Origin of the sequence: Amycolatopsis sp. w19, assembly GCF_051373225.1 — a bacterium.
Classification (GTDB): Bacteria; Actinomycetota; Actinomycetes; order Mycobacteriales; family Pseudonocardiaceae; genus Amycolatopsis; species Amycolatopsis japonica.
In genome coordinates, this window is sequence record NZ_JBPQFM010000012.1 from 161900 (window position 1) to 180275 (window position 18376).

Sequence of the window (18376 nt, forward strand, 5' to 3'; positions counted from 1 at the left end):
GACCCCCTTCGCGCACCACCCGACTTCAGCCCTCGGTCGCGAAAGTCCCTCTCAGCACCTCACGCGCGCTAGGAAAGGTCCTTTCCTTGCAAATTTCGCAAGGAAAGGACCTTTCCTGGCATCCGGGGTTGACACAGCTCGGTATCACTCCAGCGTCAGCGTGATCTTCCCGCCCGCGTGCCCGGTCGCGCTTTCCCGGTGCGCCGCGGCGGCATCGGCGAGCGCGTAACTCGACCCCAGCTTCAGCTTCAGTCCTCGCGCGACGAGATCCTCCAGCACCGCGGCGGTTTCCGAACCGCCCGCCGAGAACTTCAGTCCCTGCGCGTAAGCCGCCGGGTCCGCGATGGTGATCAGCCGGTCGGGTGAGCCGAGCAGCTCGACGGAATCACCCAGGACGCCGAAACCGGCGGCGTCGAACACCGCGTCGACGCCGTCCGGCGTGGCCGAGCGGACCCGCGAGACCCAGCCGTCGCCGTACTGGACCGGCACCGCGCCGAGCGCCTTCACCTCGTCCAGCGACGAGGCCCCGGCGAGCCCGATGACCGTGGCGCCCAGCGCGACGGCGGCCTGCGTCGCGATCCGGCCGACCTGGCCGCTCGCGCCGTGGATCACCACGGTCTCGCCCGGCTTGACCTCGAGTTCGCCCAGTACCCGCAACGCGGTTTCCCCGGTGATGGGCAGCGCGGCGGCTTCGGCCCACGAAAGCCCGGCGGGTTTGCGGATGACGGTGCTCGCCAGCGCGTACTCCGCGTACGTGCCGGTCTCCGACCAGCCGAAGACCTCGTCCCCGACGGCGAAATCGGCGCCTTCGCCCACCGCGTCCACCACGCCTGCCAGTTCCAGGCCGAGGATGTGCGGGAAGTCGACGGGCCGGACCTCCGCCATGGCGCCGGACCGGATCTTCCAGTCGATCGGGTTGACGCCGGCGGCCTTGACCGCCACCCGCACCTGGCCAGGGCCGGGCTCCGGCAGCGGGACCTCGGCAAGCCGCAGGACGTCCGGTTCGCCGTACTGGGTGATCGTGATCGCTCGCATGTTCACTCCTATCGGATTTCTTCGCTGCGATCAGTCAACCGGCGCCCGGACCCCGCCCGAACCAGTCGGACGAGCAGTGTTCACTAGCCGGGAGAGCAGCGTCCCCGAGCCGGGACGCGCCTACTGTGGACTCATGGATCCGCTGCACGTCCTGAGCCAGGTCGAGTACATGCTCGCCGCTCCGCGCCCCGAACTCCTGCCGCGTTTCTCGGCGACGGCCGCGACCGTCCTGCCGCATCGCGCCGCCGCGATGGAGACCGGCGACTGCTCGCGTCTGCCCATCAAGGTCGACGGCGACCCGGCGATCACCGGCGCGGTCACGAGTGCTGAGCTGCGGCGGCTCGCCGCGCTCGGCATTCCGGGTCAGGCCGTGGTGGCCGAAGAGACGCTCGGCGGGAAGCGCCGGAAACTCGTCGTCCTGACCTCGGCGCCGGTGATCGGCAAGGGCGCGATGATCGCGCTCGTCCCCACCGAGGACGAGCCCGCCGACGGCGCGCTGGAGATCGTCGCCAAACTGTGGGACATCGTCAGCGTGAACGCCGCGCAGCGCGCCACCGACCCCGAACCCGCCGTCCTGGAGAGCAACATCGCGGCGGCGACCGCGCGGGCGCGGGCGATCACCGATCTGGGGCAGACCCACGCCACCACCCTGACGTCGCTGCTTTCGGTACTGCGGTCCCGCAGGCTCGGCGACGCCGCCGCCCGGCAGACCGCGACCGACCTCGCCGCGGCCGCGCTGGTCGAACTGCGCTCGATCGCCGACCGCGACCAGGAGCTCTCGGCGGAACCGGCGTCGGAGGCGTTCGGCACCCTCGTCGCGCAGCTGGATCCCTTGGTGCGCCACAACGACGTGACCGTCGACCTCGCCGGACCCGACGACGAACGGCCGCTCCCGCAGGACATCGCGCACACCGCCCGCACGGTCTCGCGCGGTCTGGTGCTCGCCGCGCTGGAGCGGGGCAGCACCCGGGTCCGGGCGTCCTGGCGGATCGACGGGCAGGACCTCCGCGTCACCGTGCGGGACGACGGCCCGGACGTCGCCCGCGCCGTCCCCGCCGCCGGTCTCACCGAGCGGATCACCCCGCTCGGTGGCCGCTGGGAGGTCGACGCCGTCCCGGACTGGGGCGCCACGATCACCGCCGTCCTGCCGCTGGGCGTGCAGGAGACGCCGGAACTGCGCCCGCTGGACCGGCTGAACCCGCGGGAACTCGAAGTCCTCGCCGGGATCGCGCGCGGGAAGCGGAACCGGCAGATCGCCGACGAGCTGGCGCTGACCGAGCACACGGTGAAGTTCCACGTGCGGAAGATCCTGGGGAAGCTGGAGGTCACGTCGCGCGGTGAGGCCGCCGTGCTGGCGCGTGAGCTGCGCCTGGAGTCCGTCGGCGCTTGACCTCCACCGAACTGGAGGTTGCAGGCTCGTCGTATGACGTTCACTGGGGGCAAGGCCGAACCGAAGGGTGTGCTCTGGACACCCGAGCACCGCGTGACCACCATCGGGCTGCTGCTCATGGTCACGCTCATCGCGTTCGAAAGCATGGGCGTCGCCACCGCGATGCCGACGATGGTGGCCGACCTCGACGGTCTCGCCCTCTACGCCTGGCCGTTCACCACCTTCCTGGTGGCCAGTGTGGTCGCGACCGTCCTTTCCGGACGCCTCGGCGACCGCAAGGGCCCGGCGCCCGCGCTGCTGGCCGGGACCGCGCTGTTCGCCGCCGGGCTGCTGGTCGCGGGGCTCGCGCACGACATGCCGCTGCTTTTGCTCGGCAGGGCGTTGCAGGGCTTCGGTTCCGGGCTCCTGCTGGTCTCGGTGTCCCTGCTGATCGCGCTCACCTTCACCGACCGGGAACGTCCGGTGATCTACGCGGCCAACGCCGCCGCGTGGGTGCTGCCGGCGGTGATCGGTCCGTCGGTCGCGGGCGTGGTGACCGTCAGCGTCGGCTGGCGCTGGGTGTTCCTGGGGCTGATCCCGCTGACCGGGATCGGGCTCGCCCTGCTGATCGTCGTCACGCGCAAGCTGCCCCGGCACGAGCCCGCCGGGTCCGCGCGCCGCGCCGGGGTCGTGCCCGCGGTGGTCGCCGCTCTCGGCGTCGCCGCGCTCACCTGGGCGGCGCAGCATCCGTCCCTCGTGGCGCTGGCCTACGGCGGGGCCGGCCTGATCGCCCTCGCGTACGCGCTTCGCAAACTCCTGCCCGCCGGGACGTTGTCGTCGCGGCCGGGGTTGCCCACAGTGATCGCTTCGCGCGCGTTGATCGCGGGCGCGTACGCCGGGATGGAGGCGTACCTGCCGCTCACGATGACCGAGGTCCACGGTTACAGCCCCGCGCTGGCCGGGCTGCCGCTGACGGTGACCGCGCTGGGCTGGTCGGCCGGGTCGATGCTGCAGGGCCGCATGCTCGACTGGTCGCGCGAGGCGTCCCTGCGGACCGGGTTCGCGCTGGTCGCGGCCGGTCTGGCGATCTTCGTCTTCGTCCCGCTGCCCTCGTTCCCCGGCTGGATGGCGTTCGTGGCGTCGGCGGTCGGCGGCTCCGGGATGGGGATCGCGATGCCCGCGATCTCGGTGCTGCTGCTCCGGTACTCGCCGGAGGCGGAACGCGGGTTCAACACCTCGGCGCTGCAGCTCGGCGACTGGGTCGGATCGGCCCTGACCATCGGTTTGGGTGGCGTTCTGCTCGCTTCGCTGGCGTCGGCGAAGGAGCCTTCGGTGGCGATCGTGGTGCTGTCGGTCGTGCTGACCGGCATCGCGTTGCTCGGGGTGCGGGTGACCGGCCGGTGGCCGTCGGATATGAGCGCCGCCACCCGCTGATGAGGGTGGGCTTGGTCACGCCCCGGAACGGGCTACCCTGAAGGATGCGATGACCTATCTCGACCACGCGGCGACCACCCCGATGTTGCCCGAAGCCGTAGCGGCGATGTCCGAGGCGCTGTCCACAGTGGGCAACGCCTCCGCGCTGCATTCCTCGGGACGCCGCGCCCGCCGCCGGGTCGAAGAAGCCCGCGAGGTGATCGCGGAGGCGCTGGGCGCCCGGCCGTCCGAGGTGATCTTCACCGCCGGTGGCACGGAGAGCGACAACCTCGCGGTCAAGGGCATCTTCTGGGCCCGCAACGGCGAGGACGCGCAGCGCCGACGGGTGCTGTGCAGCACCGTCGAGCACCACGCTGTCCTCGAGTCCGTCGAGTGGCTGGAGCAGCACGCGGGCGCCGAGATCGGCTGGGTCGAGGTCGACGAGGCGGGCCGGGTCACCCCGGAGTCGCTGCGCGCCGCCATCGGCGACAGCCCCGAGACGGTCGCGCTGGTCACCGTGATGTGGGCGAACAACGAGGTCGGCACGGTCAACCCGATCGCCGAACTCGCCGCCGTCTGCGCCGAGCACGAGATCCCCCTGCACACCGACGCCGTCCAGGCCGTCGGCGCGGTACCCGTCGATTTCGCCGAAAGCGGCGCCGCGGCGCTGACCCTCACCGCGCACAAGCTCGGCGGCCCGTACGGCGTCGGCGCGCTGCTGCTCGGACGCGATACGGCGTGCGTGCCGGTGCTGCACGGTGGCGGCCAGGAGCGCAGCGTGCGCTCGGGCACGCTCGACGTCCCCGCGGTGATCGCGTTCGCGACGGCGGTGAAGGTCACGGTCGAGGGGCGCGAGGAGTACGCGAAACGCGTCGCCGAACTGCGCGACGACCTGATCGAGGCGGTCCGGCGCGAGGTGCCGGACGTGGTGCTCAACGGCGGCGAGGGCGAACGCCTGCCCACGCACGCCCATTTCACCTTCCCCGGTTGCGCGGGGGACAGCCTGTTGATGCTCCTGGACGCCAAGGGCATCGAATGTTCCACCGGATCGGCGTGCACGGCGGGTGTCGCGCAGCCGAGCCACGTCCTGCTGGCCATGGGCGCCGAACCCGCGGCCGCGCGCGGGTCGCTGCGGTTCTCGTTCGGGCATACCTCGGCGCCGGAAGACGTTGAAGCGGTTTCGAGGGAGATCGCGGGCGTCGTCGACAGGGCGAGGCAGGCGGGACTCGCCGGAATGCGCAAGCAGACGCAGAAGCAAGAGGTGTGAGGAAGATGCGCGTACTGGCCGCGATGAGCGGGGGAGTGGACTCGGCGGTGGCCGCCGCGCGCGCCGTGGACGCCGGGCACGAGGTCGTCGGCGTGCATCTGGCGCTGTCGGCGAAGCCCGGCACGCTGCGCACCGGATCCCGCGGCTGCTGCACGATCGAGGACTCCGGGGACGCTCGGCGAGCCGCCGACATCCTCGGCATCCCGTTCTACATCTGGGATTTCGCCGAGCGCTTCACCGAAGAGGTCATCGAGACCTTCGTCGGTGAGTACGCCGCCGGCCGGACGCCGAACCCGTGCGTCACCTGCAACGAGAAGATCAAGTTCGAGGCGTTGCTGGACAAGGCGATGGCGCTCGGCTTCGACGCCGTCGCCACCGGGCACTACGCCCGTCTGTCCCTTGTGGACGGTGTGCCGGAGCTGCGGCGCAGCGTCGACTCCGGCAAGGACCAGTCCTACGTGCTGGCCTCGCTCACCCCGGAGCAGCTGAGGCATTCGCTGTTCCCGCTGGGTGATTCGTGGAAGACCGACGTCCGCGCCGAGGCCGCGAGCCGCGGTCTGTCGGTGGCGAAGAAGCCCGACAGCCACGACATCTGCTTCATCCCCGACGGTGACACGAAGAGCTTCCTGGAGAAGCGGCTCGGGCAGCGTCCGGGTCAGCTCGTCGACGCCGAGACCGGTGCCGTGCTCGGTGAGCACACCGGTGTGCACGGTTTCACCGTCGGCCAGCGCAAGGGCCTCGGCATCGAGGCGCCGGCGCCGGACGGGCGACCGCGTTACGTGCTTTCGCTGGAGCCGGTTTCGGGCACCGTGAAGGTCGGTTCCGCGCGGGATCTCGGTGTGAACGTGATCGAGGCGGACCGCCCGATCTGGCCGAGCGAGCGGCCGCTGGACGGGCCCACGGAATGCGTCGTCCAGGTGCGTGCGCACGGCGGGATCGTCGAGGCCGTCGCGGAGGTTTCCGGTGACTCGGTGAGCATCCAGCTCCGTGAGCCGCTGCGCGGCGTCGCGCCGGGGCAGGTCGTCGTGCTGTACCGCACCGATGCCGCCGAGGGCGACCTGGTGCTCGGCAGCGCGAAGATCTCCGGGACTCGCTAACCCTCTCCCGCATTTCGTCCTCTGAATGCGGTCCTTGCGCGTGCAACGACCGCATCCAGAGGATTAAATGCGGGCAGGGGCTAGCACTTCAGCTTGAAGCCGGTGTGCGTCGCCTCGAAACCGAGGCGTTCGTAGAACCGGTGCGCGTCCTCGCGTTTCACGTCCGACGTCAGCTGCACGAGAGCGCAGCCCCGCCGCCGCGATTCTTCGATGGCCCACGTCATCAGCTCGCCGCCGAGACCGGAGCCGCGATGGCTCGCCCGCACCCGGACCGCCTCGATCTGCCCGCGCAGCGCGCCTTTCCTGGCCAGGCCGGGAATGATCGACAGCTGGAGCGTGCCGACGGCCTCCCCGCCGTCGTCGGCGACGATCAGCAGTTGCGCCGGATCGGCGTCGATCTGTTCGAAGGCCTTCAGGTACGGCGTGAGGTCGTCGGCCGAATCACGGGTGCTGCCGATCTGGTCGTCGGCGAGCATCCGGACGATCGCCGCGACGTCTTCCCGGCGCGCTTGACGGATGATCATGACGCGTAGTGTCGCACCCCGTCGGTTTCGGTCGAGGTGAGTTTCCCTTGGGCTACCAGCAGATCCAGATGCGAACCGGTCTCGAGGACGGCGAGCATCTGGTTGAACGGGTCCATGTCGGGCAGCTTGCGCTGCTTGCGCGTCCAGCCCAGCCGCAGGGCGACCTCGTACGCCGTCGTGACGTCCGCGGAGATCTCGGCGCCCATGACTTCGAGCCGGTCGTGGTGGTGCTCCAGCAACTCGTCCACGCGGGCGTGGACGCTGTCGGTGACGGGGCCGTGCGCCGGGAGCATGCGCCGGTCCGGCATCTCGCGCACCAGACGCAGGGAATCGAGGTAGTCGCTCAGCGGCAATTCGGTGGGCACCGGCTGGAAGCCGATGGACGGCGTGATGTGCGGCAACACGTGGTCGCCCGAGAACACCAGCCCCGCCTCGTCGTCGACGAAGACGACGTGCCCGTCCGTGTGGCCCGGCGTGTGCACGACGTCGAACTCGCGGCCAGGCACGATCGCGCGTTTCCCGGGGACGAGCCACTCGTCGGGCTGCTCCCACAGATGCGCCTCGGTGTGCCGGACGCCGCCGAAGGCCTTGGCGAGTTCCTCGACGACGGAGTCCGCGCCACAACTCTGGAGCAGGCCGACCTGCGCCTCCATCGGGAAACGATCCGGATCGCCGGAGCGCACCAGCGATGGCTCTTCCCGTTTTCCGAGCCCGAGTTTGCCGCCGAACTCGCGGCGCAGCTCCACGGCCAGCGTGTAGTGATCGCGATGCACGTGGGTGATCAGGAACTCGTCGATGTCGCCGAGATCGGCACCGAGTGCCTTCAGCCCGCGCGAAAGTCGTTCACGTGCCGACTCCAGCGCCCAGCCCGAGTCCACGAGGACCAGGCGGGTGCCGTCGGTGACGACGTAGACGTTGACCGCGCGCAGCGCGTCGTGCGGCAAGGGCAGCGGGATCCGATGGACCCCCGGCGAAACCGTGTAGACGCCTGGCTCGGCCCAGTCCCGTTCGCCGTCTTCCGGCAACGGCTCCATGGTGACCTCCGTCCCGGACGCACTCCGGTGTGCCGCCCAGTCCCACCACTTTGTGCCGCCGGAAGCCGAGTGTCCACTTGAGCGGGGTGAGACCCCGGTCACTTGGCGTTTGGTCCACGTTGCAGGGCCACGCGGATCAGTGCGGAACATGCCGGGCGATGTCATCGCCGGAGCCATCCGACTGGACAGCCGCGGCGATGAATCGCCCAGGTCAGTGCTGGTACAAGGTTGTCAGGCCGGACAGCGCCGGCATGCCCGGGGTTACCACGTGGTTCGCCGTCAGTGTCAGCTCGAATCTGACTCTGACGGTGAACCGGTTACTACGGCCCTTTCGTGCCATGGGCCTTCACCTTCCACCCCCTGAAGTACTGCGCGGGCATTATTGCGCTCGTGCAAGTCCAAAACAGGAGCGAGCCCCGTCGGGTGATGCCCCCAATGTGGCATGGGAGACGCTGATCGTCCCCAATGCCACATTGGGGACACGGGCGGCCCTCACGAGCCCCTCAGCCCTTGTCGTCCTGCTTCAGCGCGGTGTCGATCGTCAGCGCCGAAGCGACCACCATCGACGCCAGCGGATCCCGCAGCGGCCGGTGGATCTCGACGACGTAGTTGTCGGCGGTCGTGAACGCGGCCTTCACGAAACCGCCCCAGGTCTTGGTGATCCGCGCGATCTCGACGTCGGCGTGGTCCTTGATCACGAAGTTCCACGCCCGCCAGTTCTCCGCGAAGATCCCGCCGACCTTCTGGCCGTTCACCACGAAACCCAGCCGGATCTTGCCGAAGACGTTCTCCTGCACGATCTCCCCGATGGGGGAGTCGTCGGCCTTCGTCACCAGGAACCGGGATTTGAACACCTTCGCGGGCCGCGTCACCTTCAGCACGGTGCTGTGGTTCGCGTCGCGGATTTCGAAGCGGTGGGTCAGGAACTGGTCGTAGTTCGTGAGCAGCCGGATGGCCTTCTTCAACGTGCTCTGCCCGACCTGGACGACGCCGCCGAGGCGGTTCCCGTTCTGGTCGAACACACCGAACTCGTTCGACATCTCGATGAGTTTCGCGCGCTGGTTGACCACCAGCACGGGTTCGGAGAACAGTGTTCCGCCGCCGACCACCCCGGTGGCCCGGCCTTGGGTCCCCCGCGCCGCCTGCGCCCGGATCTTGTTCGGGTCGGCCGCGCCTTCGATGTCCAGCTCGATCATCTCGGCGTCGTGCGACGGCCGCGTGTTCGCGGTCCAGGCCTGCCCGTCCCACCACCGGTACATCCGGGGGTTCTGCTGGTCGGGATACCAGCCGGCGGGCTGTGGAGAGCTCGTCATGGCAGGTCAGCGTAATGCGCTCGGTGCCGTCTCGGGCTCGTCGACGGCAATTGCGTCGAATGTCCGTGTCCTCGGCGTGCCCCGCCTCCCCGCACACTCGGACCAAGGGGAGAATCCGGGTGTGAACGAACGACCTTGGCCCCTTGGCGCGGCCACCGCGATCGGTTCCCTGCCCGGCACCGATCCGGTCGAGGCCGCTTCGATCGTGTTCGGTGAACTGCCCGAATTCCCCTGTATGCCCGAACTTCCCGCCCGCGGCGTCGGCGCCGACATGATCGGCCGGACGGCGGCGTTGCTGGTCGACCTCGCGGTCGAAGTGGTGCCGAGCGGCTACCGCGTCGCCGCCCGTCCCGGGCACGACCACCGCCGGGCCCTCGACCTGATGAGCTGGGATCTCGACGCCGTCCAGGAGGCGAGGGAGAAGGCAGGCGCCGCGCCGCCCGCCTTCAAGATCCAGGTCGCCGGGCCGTGGACGCTGGCCGCGAACATCGAACTCCCGCGCGGGCACCGGGTCCTCACCGACAGGGGCGCGTTGCGTGATTTCGCCGCTTCGCTGCTCGACGGACTGGCGGAGCATGTCGACGAACTGAAGTCGCGTATCGGCTCGCCCGTCGTGATCCAGTTCGACGAGCCGTCGCTGCCCGCGGTCCTCGCCGGTGATCTCCCGACGGCGTCCGGCTACGGCACCGTTCCCGCCGTTCCGGCGCCGGAGGCCCGTGAACTGCTGTCGACGGTGATCTCGGGGGCGGAGCGCATCACCGGTCAGCCGGTCGCGGTGCACTGCTGCGCCGAGAAGCCGCCGATCTCGTTGCTGCGCGCGGCGGGGGCGAAAGCGATCGCGTTCGACTTCGCCTTGCTGAAGGGCGCTTCGCCGGCGCTGCTCGACGAAATCGGCGAGACGCTGGACTCCGGCACGACGCTGATGCTCGGCCTCGTCCCCACCGCCGACCCCGGCGTGCCGGTGGAACTGCGTGAGGTGGTCTCGCCCGTGCTCAAGCTCGTCGACCGGCTCGGCTTCCGCCGCGAAATCCTCGCGCAACAGGTCGTGCCGACGTCGGCGTGCGGCCTCGCGGGTGCCACTCCCGAGTGGATGCGCCGCGCGCTCACGCTCAGCCGTGAGTCCGGCAAGGCTTTCACCGAACCGCCTGAAGGCTGGTGAGCGGCGCGGTAGCGTGCCCGTCATGCGTCTGTTCCGCCGTTCCCGCAAGACCGAGGACGTTCCCGACCCCCGCACCGCCTGGCCGGAGCAGCCGGTCCCCGAGGACGCGGCCGCCGCGGCGGCGACGTTCTGGGAGGCGTGGTTCGCGCTCCTGCCGGAGGTCAGCGCCGCCCTCGGCGACCGTGAACCGCATCGGGTGGAACACGACCTCTGCACCATCGTCGAGGCGCTGCATCCCCGGCTGCACTTCTCCCTCGATCGTGGGCACCGGGCGATCTACTCGCTGGTGCTGACCGGCCAGGAGGATCCGGAACTGCGCCCGTACACCGACGCGTGGAAGGCCGCGGCGCCGCCGGAGGACGCGATCTGGGAGTACCACGACTCCGTGCCGCCCGTCCCCGATCCGAGTGAAGTCACCGTCAACCTCGGCGAGACCCGCATCGCGCTCGCCGACGTCCGGGTGACCGCGAAGGTGGACGAATCAGCCGGACGGGTGGACGTGACCGTGTTCCATCCGCTGATCGAAGAGCTGGCGCCGGAGACCCGGACGACCATGACCTTCCTGCCGCTGGACGCCACGCTGGGTGAGCGTGTCGCGGCCGAACGCCTCGGCAAGGTCGAACTGGTGACCGAGGCCCAGGACGGACAGCTGACCCTGCTCGAACTACGCGAAATGGTCGGCGGACTCGGTTCACCGGAGCCCGGAAATGTCGGTACCCCCGACTAGGGTTACCCCCGTGAGCAGCGAACTTCCCGAAAACATCGAGTCCGCACAGGACGTCACGGACGTGCCCGCCGACGTCCGTGAAAGGCATGCCCTGCTGGCGGAGGAGATCCGCGGCCACCAGTTCCGGTACTACGTGCTGGATTCACCGATCGTGTCCGACGGCCAGTTCGACGAGCTGCTCAACGAACTCCAGGCCATCGAGGACGAGCATCCGGGGCTGGTGACGCCGGAGTCGCCGACGCAGAACGTCGGCGGCACGTTCTCCACCGAGTTCGTCGCGCACGACCACCTCGAGCGCATGCTCAGCCTCGACAACGTCTTCGACACCGAGGAGTTCGAGGCCTGGGTCGAGCGGGTCCAGAAGGAGATCGGCGCGACGAAGTACCTCGCCGAGCTGAAGATCGACGGGCTCGCGATCAACCTGCTGTACGAAAACGGCCGCCTGACGCGCGCGCTGACCAGGGGCGACGGCCGCACCGGCGAGGACGTCACGCTCAACGTCCGCACGCTGGAGCAGGTGCCGGAGCGGTTGACCGCGACGGACGGGTTCCCGGTGCCCGCACTGGTCGAGGTTCGCGGTGAGGTCTTCTTCCGCGTCGAGGATTTCCTGGCGCTGAACGCGAAGATGGTCGAAGCGGGCAAGGATCCGTACGCGAACCCGCGCAACACGGCCGCCGGTTCGTTGCGGCAGAAGGATCCCAAGATCACGAAGTCGCGCAACCTGAGGCTGATCTGCCACGGCCTCGGCAAACGCGAGGGTTTCGAGCCGAAGCGCCAGTCCGAGGCGTACGACGCGCTCGCCGCGTGGGGCCTGCCGGTCTCGCCGCACAGCAAGGTGCTGACGTCCGGCAAGGAGCTGCTGGAGCACATCCGGTACTGGGGAGAGCACAGGCACGACGCCGAGCACGAGATCGACGGCGTCGTCATCAAGGTCGACGAGGTCGCGTTGCAGCGCCGTCTCGGCACGACGTCGCGCGCGCCGCGCTGGGCGATCGCCTACAAGTACCCGCCGGAAGAGGCGATCACCACGCTCCTGGACATCCAGGTCAACGTCGGCCGCACCGGGCGGGTCACCCCGTTCGCGGTGATGGAGCCGGTGAAGGTGGCCGGGTCCACGGTCGCGATGGCGACGCTGCACAACCAGGAAGAGGTCAAGCGCAAGGGCGTGCTGATCGGGGACAAGGTCGTCATCCGCAAGGCGGGCGACGTCATCCCCGAGGTGCTCGGCCCGGTCGCCGACGCGCGCACCGGCGAAGAGCGCGAGTTCGTCATGCCGTTGCGCTGCCCCAACTGCGACACCGAACTGGCGTACCAGAAGGAGGGCGACATCGACATCCGTTGCCCCAACGCGCAGTTCTGCCCCGCGCAGCGGAGGGAGCGGCTGTTCCACCTCGCGAGCCGGAACGTCTTCGACATCGAGGTGGTCGGGTACGAGGCCGCGGTGGCACTGCTGGACGCCGGCGTCGTGCACGACGAGGGCGACATCTTCGACCTGGACGAGGAGAAGCTGCTCCAGGTCGAGCTGTTCCGCACCAAGGCGGGGGAGCTGTCGGCCAACGGGCGCAAACTGCTGGAGAACCTGGAAACCGTCAAAGATCGTCCACTGTGGAGGGTCATCGTCGGGCTGTCGATCCGGCACGTCGGACCGACGGCCGCGCAGGCGCTCGCGCGGGAATTCGGTTCACTGGAACGGATCGAGAACGCCTCCGAAGAGGAGCTCGCCGCCGTCGACGGTGTCGGCCCGACCATCGTGCGAGCCGCGAAGGAGTGGTTCGAGGTTGGTTGGCATCGTGAGATCGTCGAGAAGTGGCGCGCGGCGGGCGTGCGGATGGAGGAGGAACGCGACGAATCCGTCCCGCGCAACCTCGAAGGCCTGTCCATCGTCGTCACCGGCTCGCTGAACGACTACTCCCGAGACGAGGCCAAGGAGTTCATCATGGCCCGCGGCGGGAAGGCGGCCGGTTCGGTGTCGAAGAAGACGGCGTTCGTCGTCGTCGGCGACGCGCCGGGCACGAAGTACGACAAGGCCGTGCAGCTGAAAGTGCCGGTGCTCGACGAGAACGGCTTCCGTGTGCTGCTGGAAGACGGGCCCGAGGCCGCGGCCGAGCTCGCGCTGCCGACCGGCGAGGAGGACAGCGGTGAGTGACCTGGAGATCCGGCCCGTGCGGCCGGAGGAGCTGACGGCCGTCGGCGAGCTCACGCTGGCCGCGTACTCGGCGGAGCGGAGCCTCGTCGACGGCGTGGGCTACGCCACCGAACTGCTCGACGCCGCCCGGCGGGCGGAGCTGGCGGAACTGCTGGTCGCGGTGGACGGGGACGGCACGCTCGTCGGCACGGTCACCATCGCCCACCCGGGGACGCCCTTCGCCGAGCTGTCCCGCGAAGGCGAGCTGGAGTTCCGCATGCTCGGGGTGCTGCCTTCGGCGACCGGGCGCGGTATCGGCGAGGCGCTGACCAGGGCGGTCATCGCGCGGGCGCGGGAACTCGCCGTCGCGAGGGTGGTGCTGTGCAGCCTGGAGACGATGACGCGGGCCCACCGGCTCTACGAGCGGCTCGGCTTCGTGCGGCTGCCCGAGCGGGACTGGGAGCCGCATCCCGGGGTGACCCTGATCGCGTACCGCCTGGAGCTCACCTAACCCCCGCATTTAGTCCTCTGAATGCGGTACTTGCGCGTGCAACCACCGCATTCAGAGGACGAAATGCATGAGGTCAGCTGTCCAGCACGACCGCGACGATGCCGGCGAAATGCGCCAACCGCGCCACCTCGGCGGCCCGGAAGTTCGGCCCGCCCGGCCGCGCGACCAGCAGCGCCTTGCCCGGCTTCCCCAGCGGCGTCGCCGCGAGCTCGGTCCCCAGTTCCTTCCACGTTTCCGGCACCCAGGCCTCCTCGGCGTCGAGGATGGTGGCGCGTTCCAGCGGCAGCCACGGCAGGTCGGTGATCGGCGTCTCGGGCGCGGCGTTGGACGACGCCAGCCGGATCGCGCCGGCCTCGGCGTGCTCGACGACGACGGCCCAGCCCGCCCGGATGATCCTCGGCACACCTTCGGCGAGGATCTCCAGCCCCGAAGCGGGCTTCGCGGCGATCTCCTCGACCAGTTCGAGCTCACGATGGGTGTCCAGCACCCCGGCGTATGGCCGGACGGCGTCGACCTCGACCCCGTCGACGCTTTCGGCGGCGGTGATCAGCGCGTCCGGCAGCCTGCCGGAGGGGATTTCGACGACGAGGTCGTCGATGGCGACACCGCCGCCCCGTTCGACGACGTCCACGCTCAGGATGTCGGCGCCGACGGTGCCGAGCGCGGTGGCGACCGCGCCGAGGGTCCCCGGGGTGTCCGGTAATTGGACCCGGATCAGGAACGACACACGCGCCCCTCTCGCCTCAGGCGTCCCAGCCTCGCCGTGGAACGCGCTACGCCGGGCGCCGATTGTGACAGACCGGACGAGGTAATGGGACCCGACGTCCGGGGCGCGGGATAACGAACCAGGCACTCCTTACCCGACATGGGAGCGCAGGCCGCGGCATAACCCAGTCGAGTTCGCCGACGCCGCCACCATAGACTTGCAGCTTCCGACAGAACCCGCACAGCACACCCCGGGAGTCACCCGCGTGCCCAACATTTCCCGCGACGAGGTCGCACACCTCGCCAAGCTGGCCAGGCTTGCCGTCACCGAAGAGGAGCTGGACGTCTTCGCAGGCCAGCTCGACCAGATCCTGGACTCGGTGGCCAAGGTGAGCGAGGTCGCAGGCGAGGATGTCCCGCCCACGTCGCACGCCGTGCCGCTGACCAACGTGTTCCGTGAGGACACGGTCCGACCGGGGCTGACCCAGCAGCAGGCGCTGGCCGGTGCGCCGGCCAGCGAAGAGGGTCGTTTCCGGGTGCCGCGGATTCTGGGAGAAGAACAGTGACCGAACTCATCAAGCTCACCGCCGCCGAGCTGGCGGAGAAGATCCAGTCCCGTGAGGTTTCGGCCGTCGAGGTCGCCCAGGCCCACCTGGACCGGATCGCCGAGGTCGATGACCACATCCACGCGTTCCTGCACGTCGACACCGAGGGCGCGCTCGAAGCCGCCCGCGCGGTGGACGCCGACGTCGCCGAGGGCAAGGCGCCGAAGTCGGCCCTCGCCGGTGTCCCGCTGGCGCTCAAGGACGTGCTGACCACCAAGGGCATCCCGACCACGGTCGGTTCGAAGACCCTGGAGAACTGGATCCCGCCGTACGACGCCACCGTGACGCGCAAGCTGCGCGAGGCCGGTGTCGTGGTGCTCGGCAAGACCAACATGGACGAGTTCGCGATGGGCTCCTCCACGGAGAACTCCGCGTTCGGCCCGACCCACAACCCGTGGGACCACGCCCGCATCCCGGGCGGTTCCGGTGGCGGCTCCTCGGCGTCCATCGCGGCGTTCGAGGCCGCGATCGCGATCGGCACCGACACCGGCGGCTCGATCCGCCAGCCCGGCGCGGTCACCGGCACCGTCGGCGTGAAGCCGACGTACGGCGGTGTCTCCCGCTACGGTCTCGTCGCCTTCTCCTCCTCGCTCGACCAGGCCGGTCCCTGCGCGCGGACGGTGCTCGACGCCGCCCTGCTGCACGAGGTCATCGCCGGGTACGACCCGATGGACTCGACCTCGATCGACGCGCCGGTCCCGCCGGTGGTCGCCGCGGCCCGCCAGGGCCTGACCGGTGACCTCAAGGGCGTCCGCGTCGGCGTGGTGAAGGAATTCGCCGGCGACGGCTACCAGCCGGGCGTGTTGCGGTCGTTCGAGGCCGCCGTCGAGCAGCTGCGCGCGCTCGGCGCCGAGGTCGTCGAGGTCTCGTGCCCGAACTTCACCTACGCGCTGCCCGCGTACTACCTGATCGCGCCGAGCGAGTGCTCGTCGAACCTCGCCCGGTTCGACGCCATGCGCTACGGCCTGCGCGTGTCCGACGACGGCGCGCACAGCGCCGAAGAGGTCATGTCGCTGACCCGCGAGAAGGGCTTCGGTCCCGAGGTCAAGCGCCGCATCATGCTCGGCACGTACGCGCTTTCCTCGGGCTACTACGACGCGTACTACGGCTCGGCGCAGAAGGTCCGCACGCTCATCACGCGCGATTTCGAAGCCGCGTACGAAAAGGTGGACGTGCTGGTCTCGCCGACCACGCCGACCACGGCGTTCAAGATCGGCGAGCGCGTCGACGACCCGATGGCGATGTACCTGGCGGACCTCTGCACCATCCCGTCGAACCTCGCCGGCAACGCCGCGATGAGTGTCCCGAGTGGACTGTCGCATGAGGACGGCCTGCCGGTCGGCCTGCAGATCATGGCCCCGGCGATGGCCGACGACCGGCTGTACCGCGTCGGCGCCGCCTACGAGGTCGCGCGCGACGCCGCCAACGGTGGCTCGCTGGTGCACGAGGTTCCGGAGCTGGGAGGAAAGAAGTGACCGCCGTGGTTGAGTTGATGGACTACGCCGACGTCATCGAGCGGTTCGACCCGGTGCTGGGCCTCGAGGTGCACGTCGAGCTGAACACGAACACCAAGATGTTCTGCGGCTGCGCCAACGAGTTCGGCGGCGAGCCGAACACCAAGGTGTGCCCGACCTGTCTCGGCCTGCCCGGTTCGCTGCCGGTCGTGAACGGCAAGGCGGTCGAGGGTGCGATCCGCATCGGCCTCGCGCTCAACTGCGAGATCGCCGAATGGTGCCGGTTCGCCCGGAAGAACTACTTCTACCCGGACATGCCGAAGAACTTCCAGACCTCGCAGTACGACGAGCCGATCGCCTTCAACGGCTACCTCGACGTGACGCTGGACGACGGTGAGGTCGTGCGCGTCGAGATCGAGCGCGCGCACATGGAGGAGGACACCGGCAAGTCGCTGCACGTCGGCGGCGCCACCGGGCGGATCCACGGTGCCGAGCACTCGCTGCTCGACTACAACCGCGCCGGCGTGCCGCTGATCGAGATCGTCACCAAGACGATCGAGCACACCGGCGGCCGCGCCCCCGAGGTCGCCCGCGCGTACGTGAGCGCCCTGCGCGACCTGCTGAGCGCGCTCGACGTCTCCGACGTCCGCATGGACCAGGGTTCCCTGCGCTGCGACGCGAACGTTTCGCTGATGGCCAAGGACGCGACCGAGTTCGGCACGCGCACCGAGACCAAGAACGTCAACTCGCTGCGCAGCGTCGAGCGCGCCGTGCGCTACGAGATGACCCGCCAGGCGGCGATCCTCGCCGAGGGCGGCTCCATCAAGCAGGAGACGCGGCACTTCCAGGAGGCCGACGGCACCACGTCGTCGGGCCGCACCAAGGAGACCGCCGAGGACTACCGGTACTTCCCGGAGCCCGACCTGGTCCCGATCGCGCCGTCGCGCGAATGGGTCGAGGAACTGCGCAAGACGCTGCCCGAGATGCCGTCGGAGCGCCGCAAGCGCATCCAGCAGGAGTGGAACCTGACCGACGAGGCGCTGCGCGACCTGCTCAACGTCGGCGCGGTCGACCTGGTCGCCGCGACCGTCGAGGCGGGCGCGACGCCGGACGAGGCCCGCAGCTGGTGGGTCAACACGCTGGCGCAGGAGGCCAACTCCCGCGAGATCGAGCTGGCCGAGCTGGCGATCACCCCGGCGCAGCTGGCCGAGGTCATCGCGCTGGTCAACGCCGGTGAGCTGACCAACAAGCTGGCCAAGGAGGTCGTGCAGGGCGTGCTCGCCGGAGAGGGTTCGCCGTCCGAGGTCGTCGAGAAGCGTGGCCTGAAGGTCGTCTCCGACGATTCCGCGCTCATCGCGGCGGTCGACGAGGCGCTGGCCGCGCAGCCCGACGTCGCCGAGAAGATCCGCGGCGGCAAGGTGGCCGCGGCCGGGGCGATCGTCGGCGCGGTCATGAAGGCCACCAAGGGCCAGGCCGACGCCAAGCGCGTGCGCGAACTGATCGTCGAGCGAGTCGGTGCCTGATCTCGCTTTGAAGAAGGTCACCTGGCGTGAGTGGCTCGGCCTCGCGGCCGGGCTGCTCGCGCTGGTGGCCTTGTTCCTTCCGTGGACGACGCTGACCGCCTCGCGCTCGGAAATCGAAGACGTGCTGAGGACGTTGCCCGCCACCGACGTCACGCGCGACGCGTGGCGTTCCGGTTTCCTCGCTTGGGCGCCGCTCTTCCTCCTGTTCCTGCCCGGCCTCGCGGTCGTGCTGTTCGGCCGTGTCGACGCCGTCCGACGGGCGGGCCTGCCGCATCTGTGGCTGATGGCGGCCATCGGCGCGCTGCTGCTGATGGTGCTCGGCTGGACCACCCTCGACTGGCAGTTCGACGCCGACCAGCGCGGGATCCTTTCCGCCGCCGGTATCGAAATCGGGACCGGCCTCGGCCGCCATCTCGGCCTGGTGGCCGCCGCGGTCTCCGTCGTCGTGGCGTTCTTCGACGTCCGGCGCCTGCGTGCCGAGACCCGCACCCGTCGTCCCTGAGTCCCCCTCTCGC

The 18376-nt window shown here is 69.8% G+C and carries 17 protein-coding genes; 12 read left to right on the forward strand and 5 right to left on the reverse strand.

Going from position 1 to position 18376, the window contains the following annotated elements:
• Positions 1-144: 144 nt before the first annotated feature.
• Positions 145-1035 carry an NADP-dependent oxidoreductase gene (locus ACSMFO_RS23665; protein WP_436460537.1) on the reverse strand — a complete coding sequence of 297 codons (891 nt, stop codon included), beginning with the start codon at positions 1033-1035 and terminating at the stop codon, positions 145-147.
• Positions 1036-1168: 133 nt separating this feature from the next.
• Here ACSMFO_RS23665 and ACSMFO_RS23670 point away from each other — a divergent pair, with 133 nt between their 5' ends.
• From ACSMFO_RS23670 to mnmA, 4 genes are read left to right on the forward strand one after another with little or no spacing between them, the layout of a single operon-like run.
• Positions 1169-2425, forward strand: coding sequence for a helix-turn-helix transcriptional regulator (locus ACSMFO_RS23670; protein ID WP_400563158.1), 1257 nt, complete (start codon positions 1169-1171; stop codon positions 2423-2425).
• 33 nt (positions 2426-2458) lie between these two features.
• Positions 2459-3838 carry an MFS transporter gene (locus ACSMFO_RS23675; protein ID WP_436460538.1) on the forward strand — a complete coding sequence of 460 codons (1380 nt, stop codon included), beginning with the start codon at positions 2459-2461 and terminating at the stop codon, positions 3836-3838.
• A gap of 49 nt (positions 3839-3887) precedes the next feature.
• Positions 3888-5084, forward strand: coding sequence for a cysteine desulfurase family protein (locus ACSMFO_RS23680; RefSeq protein ID WP_436460539.1), 1197 nt, complete (start codon positions 3888-3890; stop codon positions 5082-5084).
• A gap of 5 nt (positions 5085-5089) precedes the next feature.
• On the forward strand, positions 5090-6181 hold the full coding sequence (mnmA, locus tag ACSMFO_RS23685) for a tRNA 2-thiouridine(34) synthase MnmA (protein WP_436460540.1): 1092 nt from the start codon (positions 5090-5092) through the stop codon (positions 6179-6181).
• Positions 6182-6261: 80 nt separating this feature from the next.
• Here the strand turns inward: mnmA and ACSMFO_RS23690 are convergent, their stop codons facing one another.
• The 3 genes from ACSMFO_RS23690 to ACSMFO_RS23700 form a co-directional block, all read right to left on the reverse strand.
• A complete protein-coding gene (locus ACSMFO_RS23690) occupies positions 6262-6705 on the reverse strand; it encodes an N-acetyltransferase family protein (protein WP_436460541.1) in 444 nt (147 codons plus the stop codon).
• Complete coding sequence (locus tag ACSMFO_RS23695; protein WP_436460542.1) at positions 6702-7739, reverse strand: MBL fold metallo-hydrolase; 1038 nt, start codon at positions 7737-7739, stop codon at positions 6702-6704. The genes ACSMFO_RS23690 and ACSMFO_RS23695 overlap by 4 nt, the downstream gene beginning before the upstream one ends.
• Before the next feature lie 503 nt (positions 7740-8242).
• Positions 8243-9052, reverse strand: coding sequence for a phospholipid scramblase-related protein (locus tag ACSMFO_RS23700; protein WP_400563156.1), 810 nt, complete (start codon positions 9050-9052; stop codon positions 8243-8245).
• 121 nt (positions 9053-9173) lie between these two features.
• On the opposite strand from ACSMFO_RS23700, the gene ACSMFO_RS23705 reads away from it, so the two are divergent.
• The 4 genes from ACSMFO_RS23705 to ACSMFO_RS23720 are packed head-to-tail and all read left to right on the forward strand — an operon-like array spanning position 9174 to position 13574.
• The gene (locus ACSMFO_RS23705) at positions 9174-10211 is read left to right on the forward strand and encodes a methionine synthase (RefSeq protein ID WP_436460543.1); all 1038 of its coding nucleotides are present in this window, start codon (positions 9174-9176) and stop codon (positions 10209-10211) included.
• A gap of 22 nt (positions 10212-10233) precedes the next feature.
• Positions 10234-10938, forward strand: a complete 705-nt coding sequence (locus ACSMFO_RS23710) for a hypothetical protein (protein WP_073848117.1) — start codon at positions 10234-10236, stop codon at positions 10936-10938.
• 10 nt (positions 10939-10948) lie between these two features.
• A complete protein-coding gene (gene ligA / locus ACSMFO_RS23715; RefSeq protein ID WP_436460544.1) occupies positions 10949-13084 on the forward strand; it encodes an NAD-dependent DNA ligase LigA in 2136 nt (711 codons plus the stop codon).
• Positions 13077-13574 (forward strand): GNAT family N-acetyltransferase, encoded by a 498-nt coding sequence (locus ACSMFO_RS23720; protein ID WP_436460545.1) that lies wholly within the window; start codon positions 13077-13079, stop codon positions 13572-13574. Before ligA ends, ACSMFO_RS23720 begins: the two co-directional genes overlap by 8 nt.
• A gap of 73 nt (positions 13575-13647) precedes the next feature.
• Here ACSMFO_RS23720 and ACSMFO_RS23725 read toward each other — a convergent pair whose 3' ends face one another.
• Positions 13648-14301: an amino acid-binding protein gene (locus ACSMFO_RS23725; protein WP_037341914.1), complete on the reverse strand. Its 654-nt coding sequence runs from the start codon at positions 14299-14301 to the stop codon at positions 13648-13650.
• 244 nt (positions 14302-14545) lie between these two features.
• Here ACSMFO_RS23725 and gatC point away from each other — a divergent pair, with 244 nt between their 5' ends.
• Genes gatC through ACSMFO_RS23745 form a run of 4 tightly spaced genes read left to right on the forward strand, consistent with a single transcriptional unit; the run spans position 14546 to position 18363 of the window.
• Complete coding sequence (gene gatC / locus ACSMFO_RS23730; protein ID WP_005162012.1) at positions 14546-14845, forward strand: Asp-tRNA(Asn)/Glu-tRNA(Gln) amidotransferase subunit GatC; 300 nt, start codon at positions 14546-14548, stop codon at positions 14843-14845.
• Positions 14842-16359 (forward strand): Asp-tRNA(Asn)/Glu-tRNA(Gln) amidotransferase subunit GatA, encoded by a 1518-nt coding sequence (gatA, locus tag ACSMFO_RS23735; RefSeq protein WP_038509349.1) that lies wholly within the window; start codon positions 14842-14844, stop codon positions 16357-16359. Before gatC ends, gatA begins: the two co-directional genes overlap by 4 nt.
• Positions 16356-17861 (forward strand): Asp-tRNA(Asn)/Glu-tRNA(Gln) amidotransferase subunit GatB, encoded by a 1506-nt coding sequence (gene gatB / locus ACSMFO_RS23740; protein ID WP_360085241.1) that lies wholly within the window; start codon positions 16356-16358, stop codon positions 17859-17861. The genes gatA and gatB overlap by 4 nt, the downstream gene beginning before the upstream one ends.
• On the forward strand, positions 17854-18363 hold the full coding sequence (locus tag ACSMFO_RS23745) for a hypothetical protein (RefSeq protein ID WP_436460546.1): 510 nt from the start codon (positions 17854-17856) through the stop codon (positions 18361-18363). Before gatB ends, ACSMFO_RS23745 begins: the two co-directional genes overlap by 8 nt.
• Positions 18364-18376 lie beyond the last annotated feature (13 nt).

Bases quoted from the DNA above. Each gene is read 5' to 3' on its own strand.
- ACSMFO_RS23680 (WP_436460539.1), top strand. From the start codon at position 3,888: ATGACCTATCTCGACCACGCGGCGACCACCCCGATGTTGCCCGAAGCC.
- ACSMFO_RS23665 (WP_436460537.1), bottom strand. From the start codon at position 1,035: ATGCGAGCGATCACGATCACCCAGTACGGCGAACCGGACGTCCTGCGG.
- mnmA (WP_436460540.1), top strand. From the start codon at position 5,090: ATGCGCGTACTGGCCGCGATGAGCGGGGGAGTGGACTCGGCGGTGGCC.
- ACSMFO_RS23675 (WP_436460538.1), top strand. From the start codon at position 2,459: ATGACGTTCACTGGGGGCAAGGCCGAACCGAAGGGTGTGCTCTGGACA.
- ACSMFO_RS23670 (WP_400563158.1), top strand. From the start codon at position 1,169: ATGGATCCGCTGCACGTCCTGAGCCAGGTCGAGTACATGCTCGCCGCT.
- ACSMFO_RS23700 (WP_400563156.1), bottom strand. From the start codon at position 9,052: ATGACGAGCTCTCCACAGCCCGCCGGCTGGTATCCCGACCAGCAGAAC.
- ACSMFO_RS23690 (WP_436460541.1), bottom strand. From the start codon at position 6,705: ATGATCATCCGTCAAGCGCGCCGGGAAGACGTCGCGGCGATCGTCCGG.
- ACSMFO_RS23695 (WP_436460542.1), bottom strand. From the start codon at position 7,739: ATGGAGCCGTTGCCGGAAGACGGCGAACGGGACTGGGCCGAGCCAGGC.
- ACSMFO_RS23710 (WP_073848117.1), top strand. From the start codon at position 10,234: ATGCGTCTGTTCCGCCGTTCCCGCAAGACCGAGGACGTTCCCGACCCC.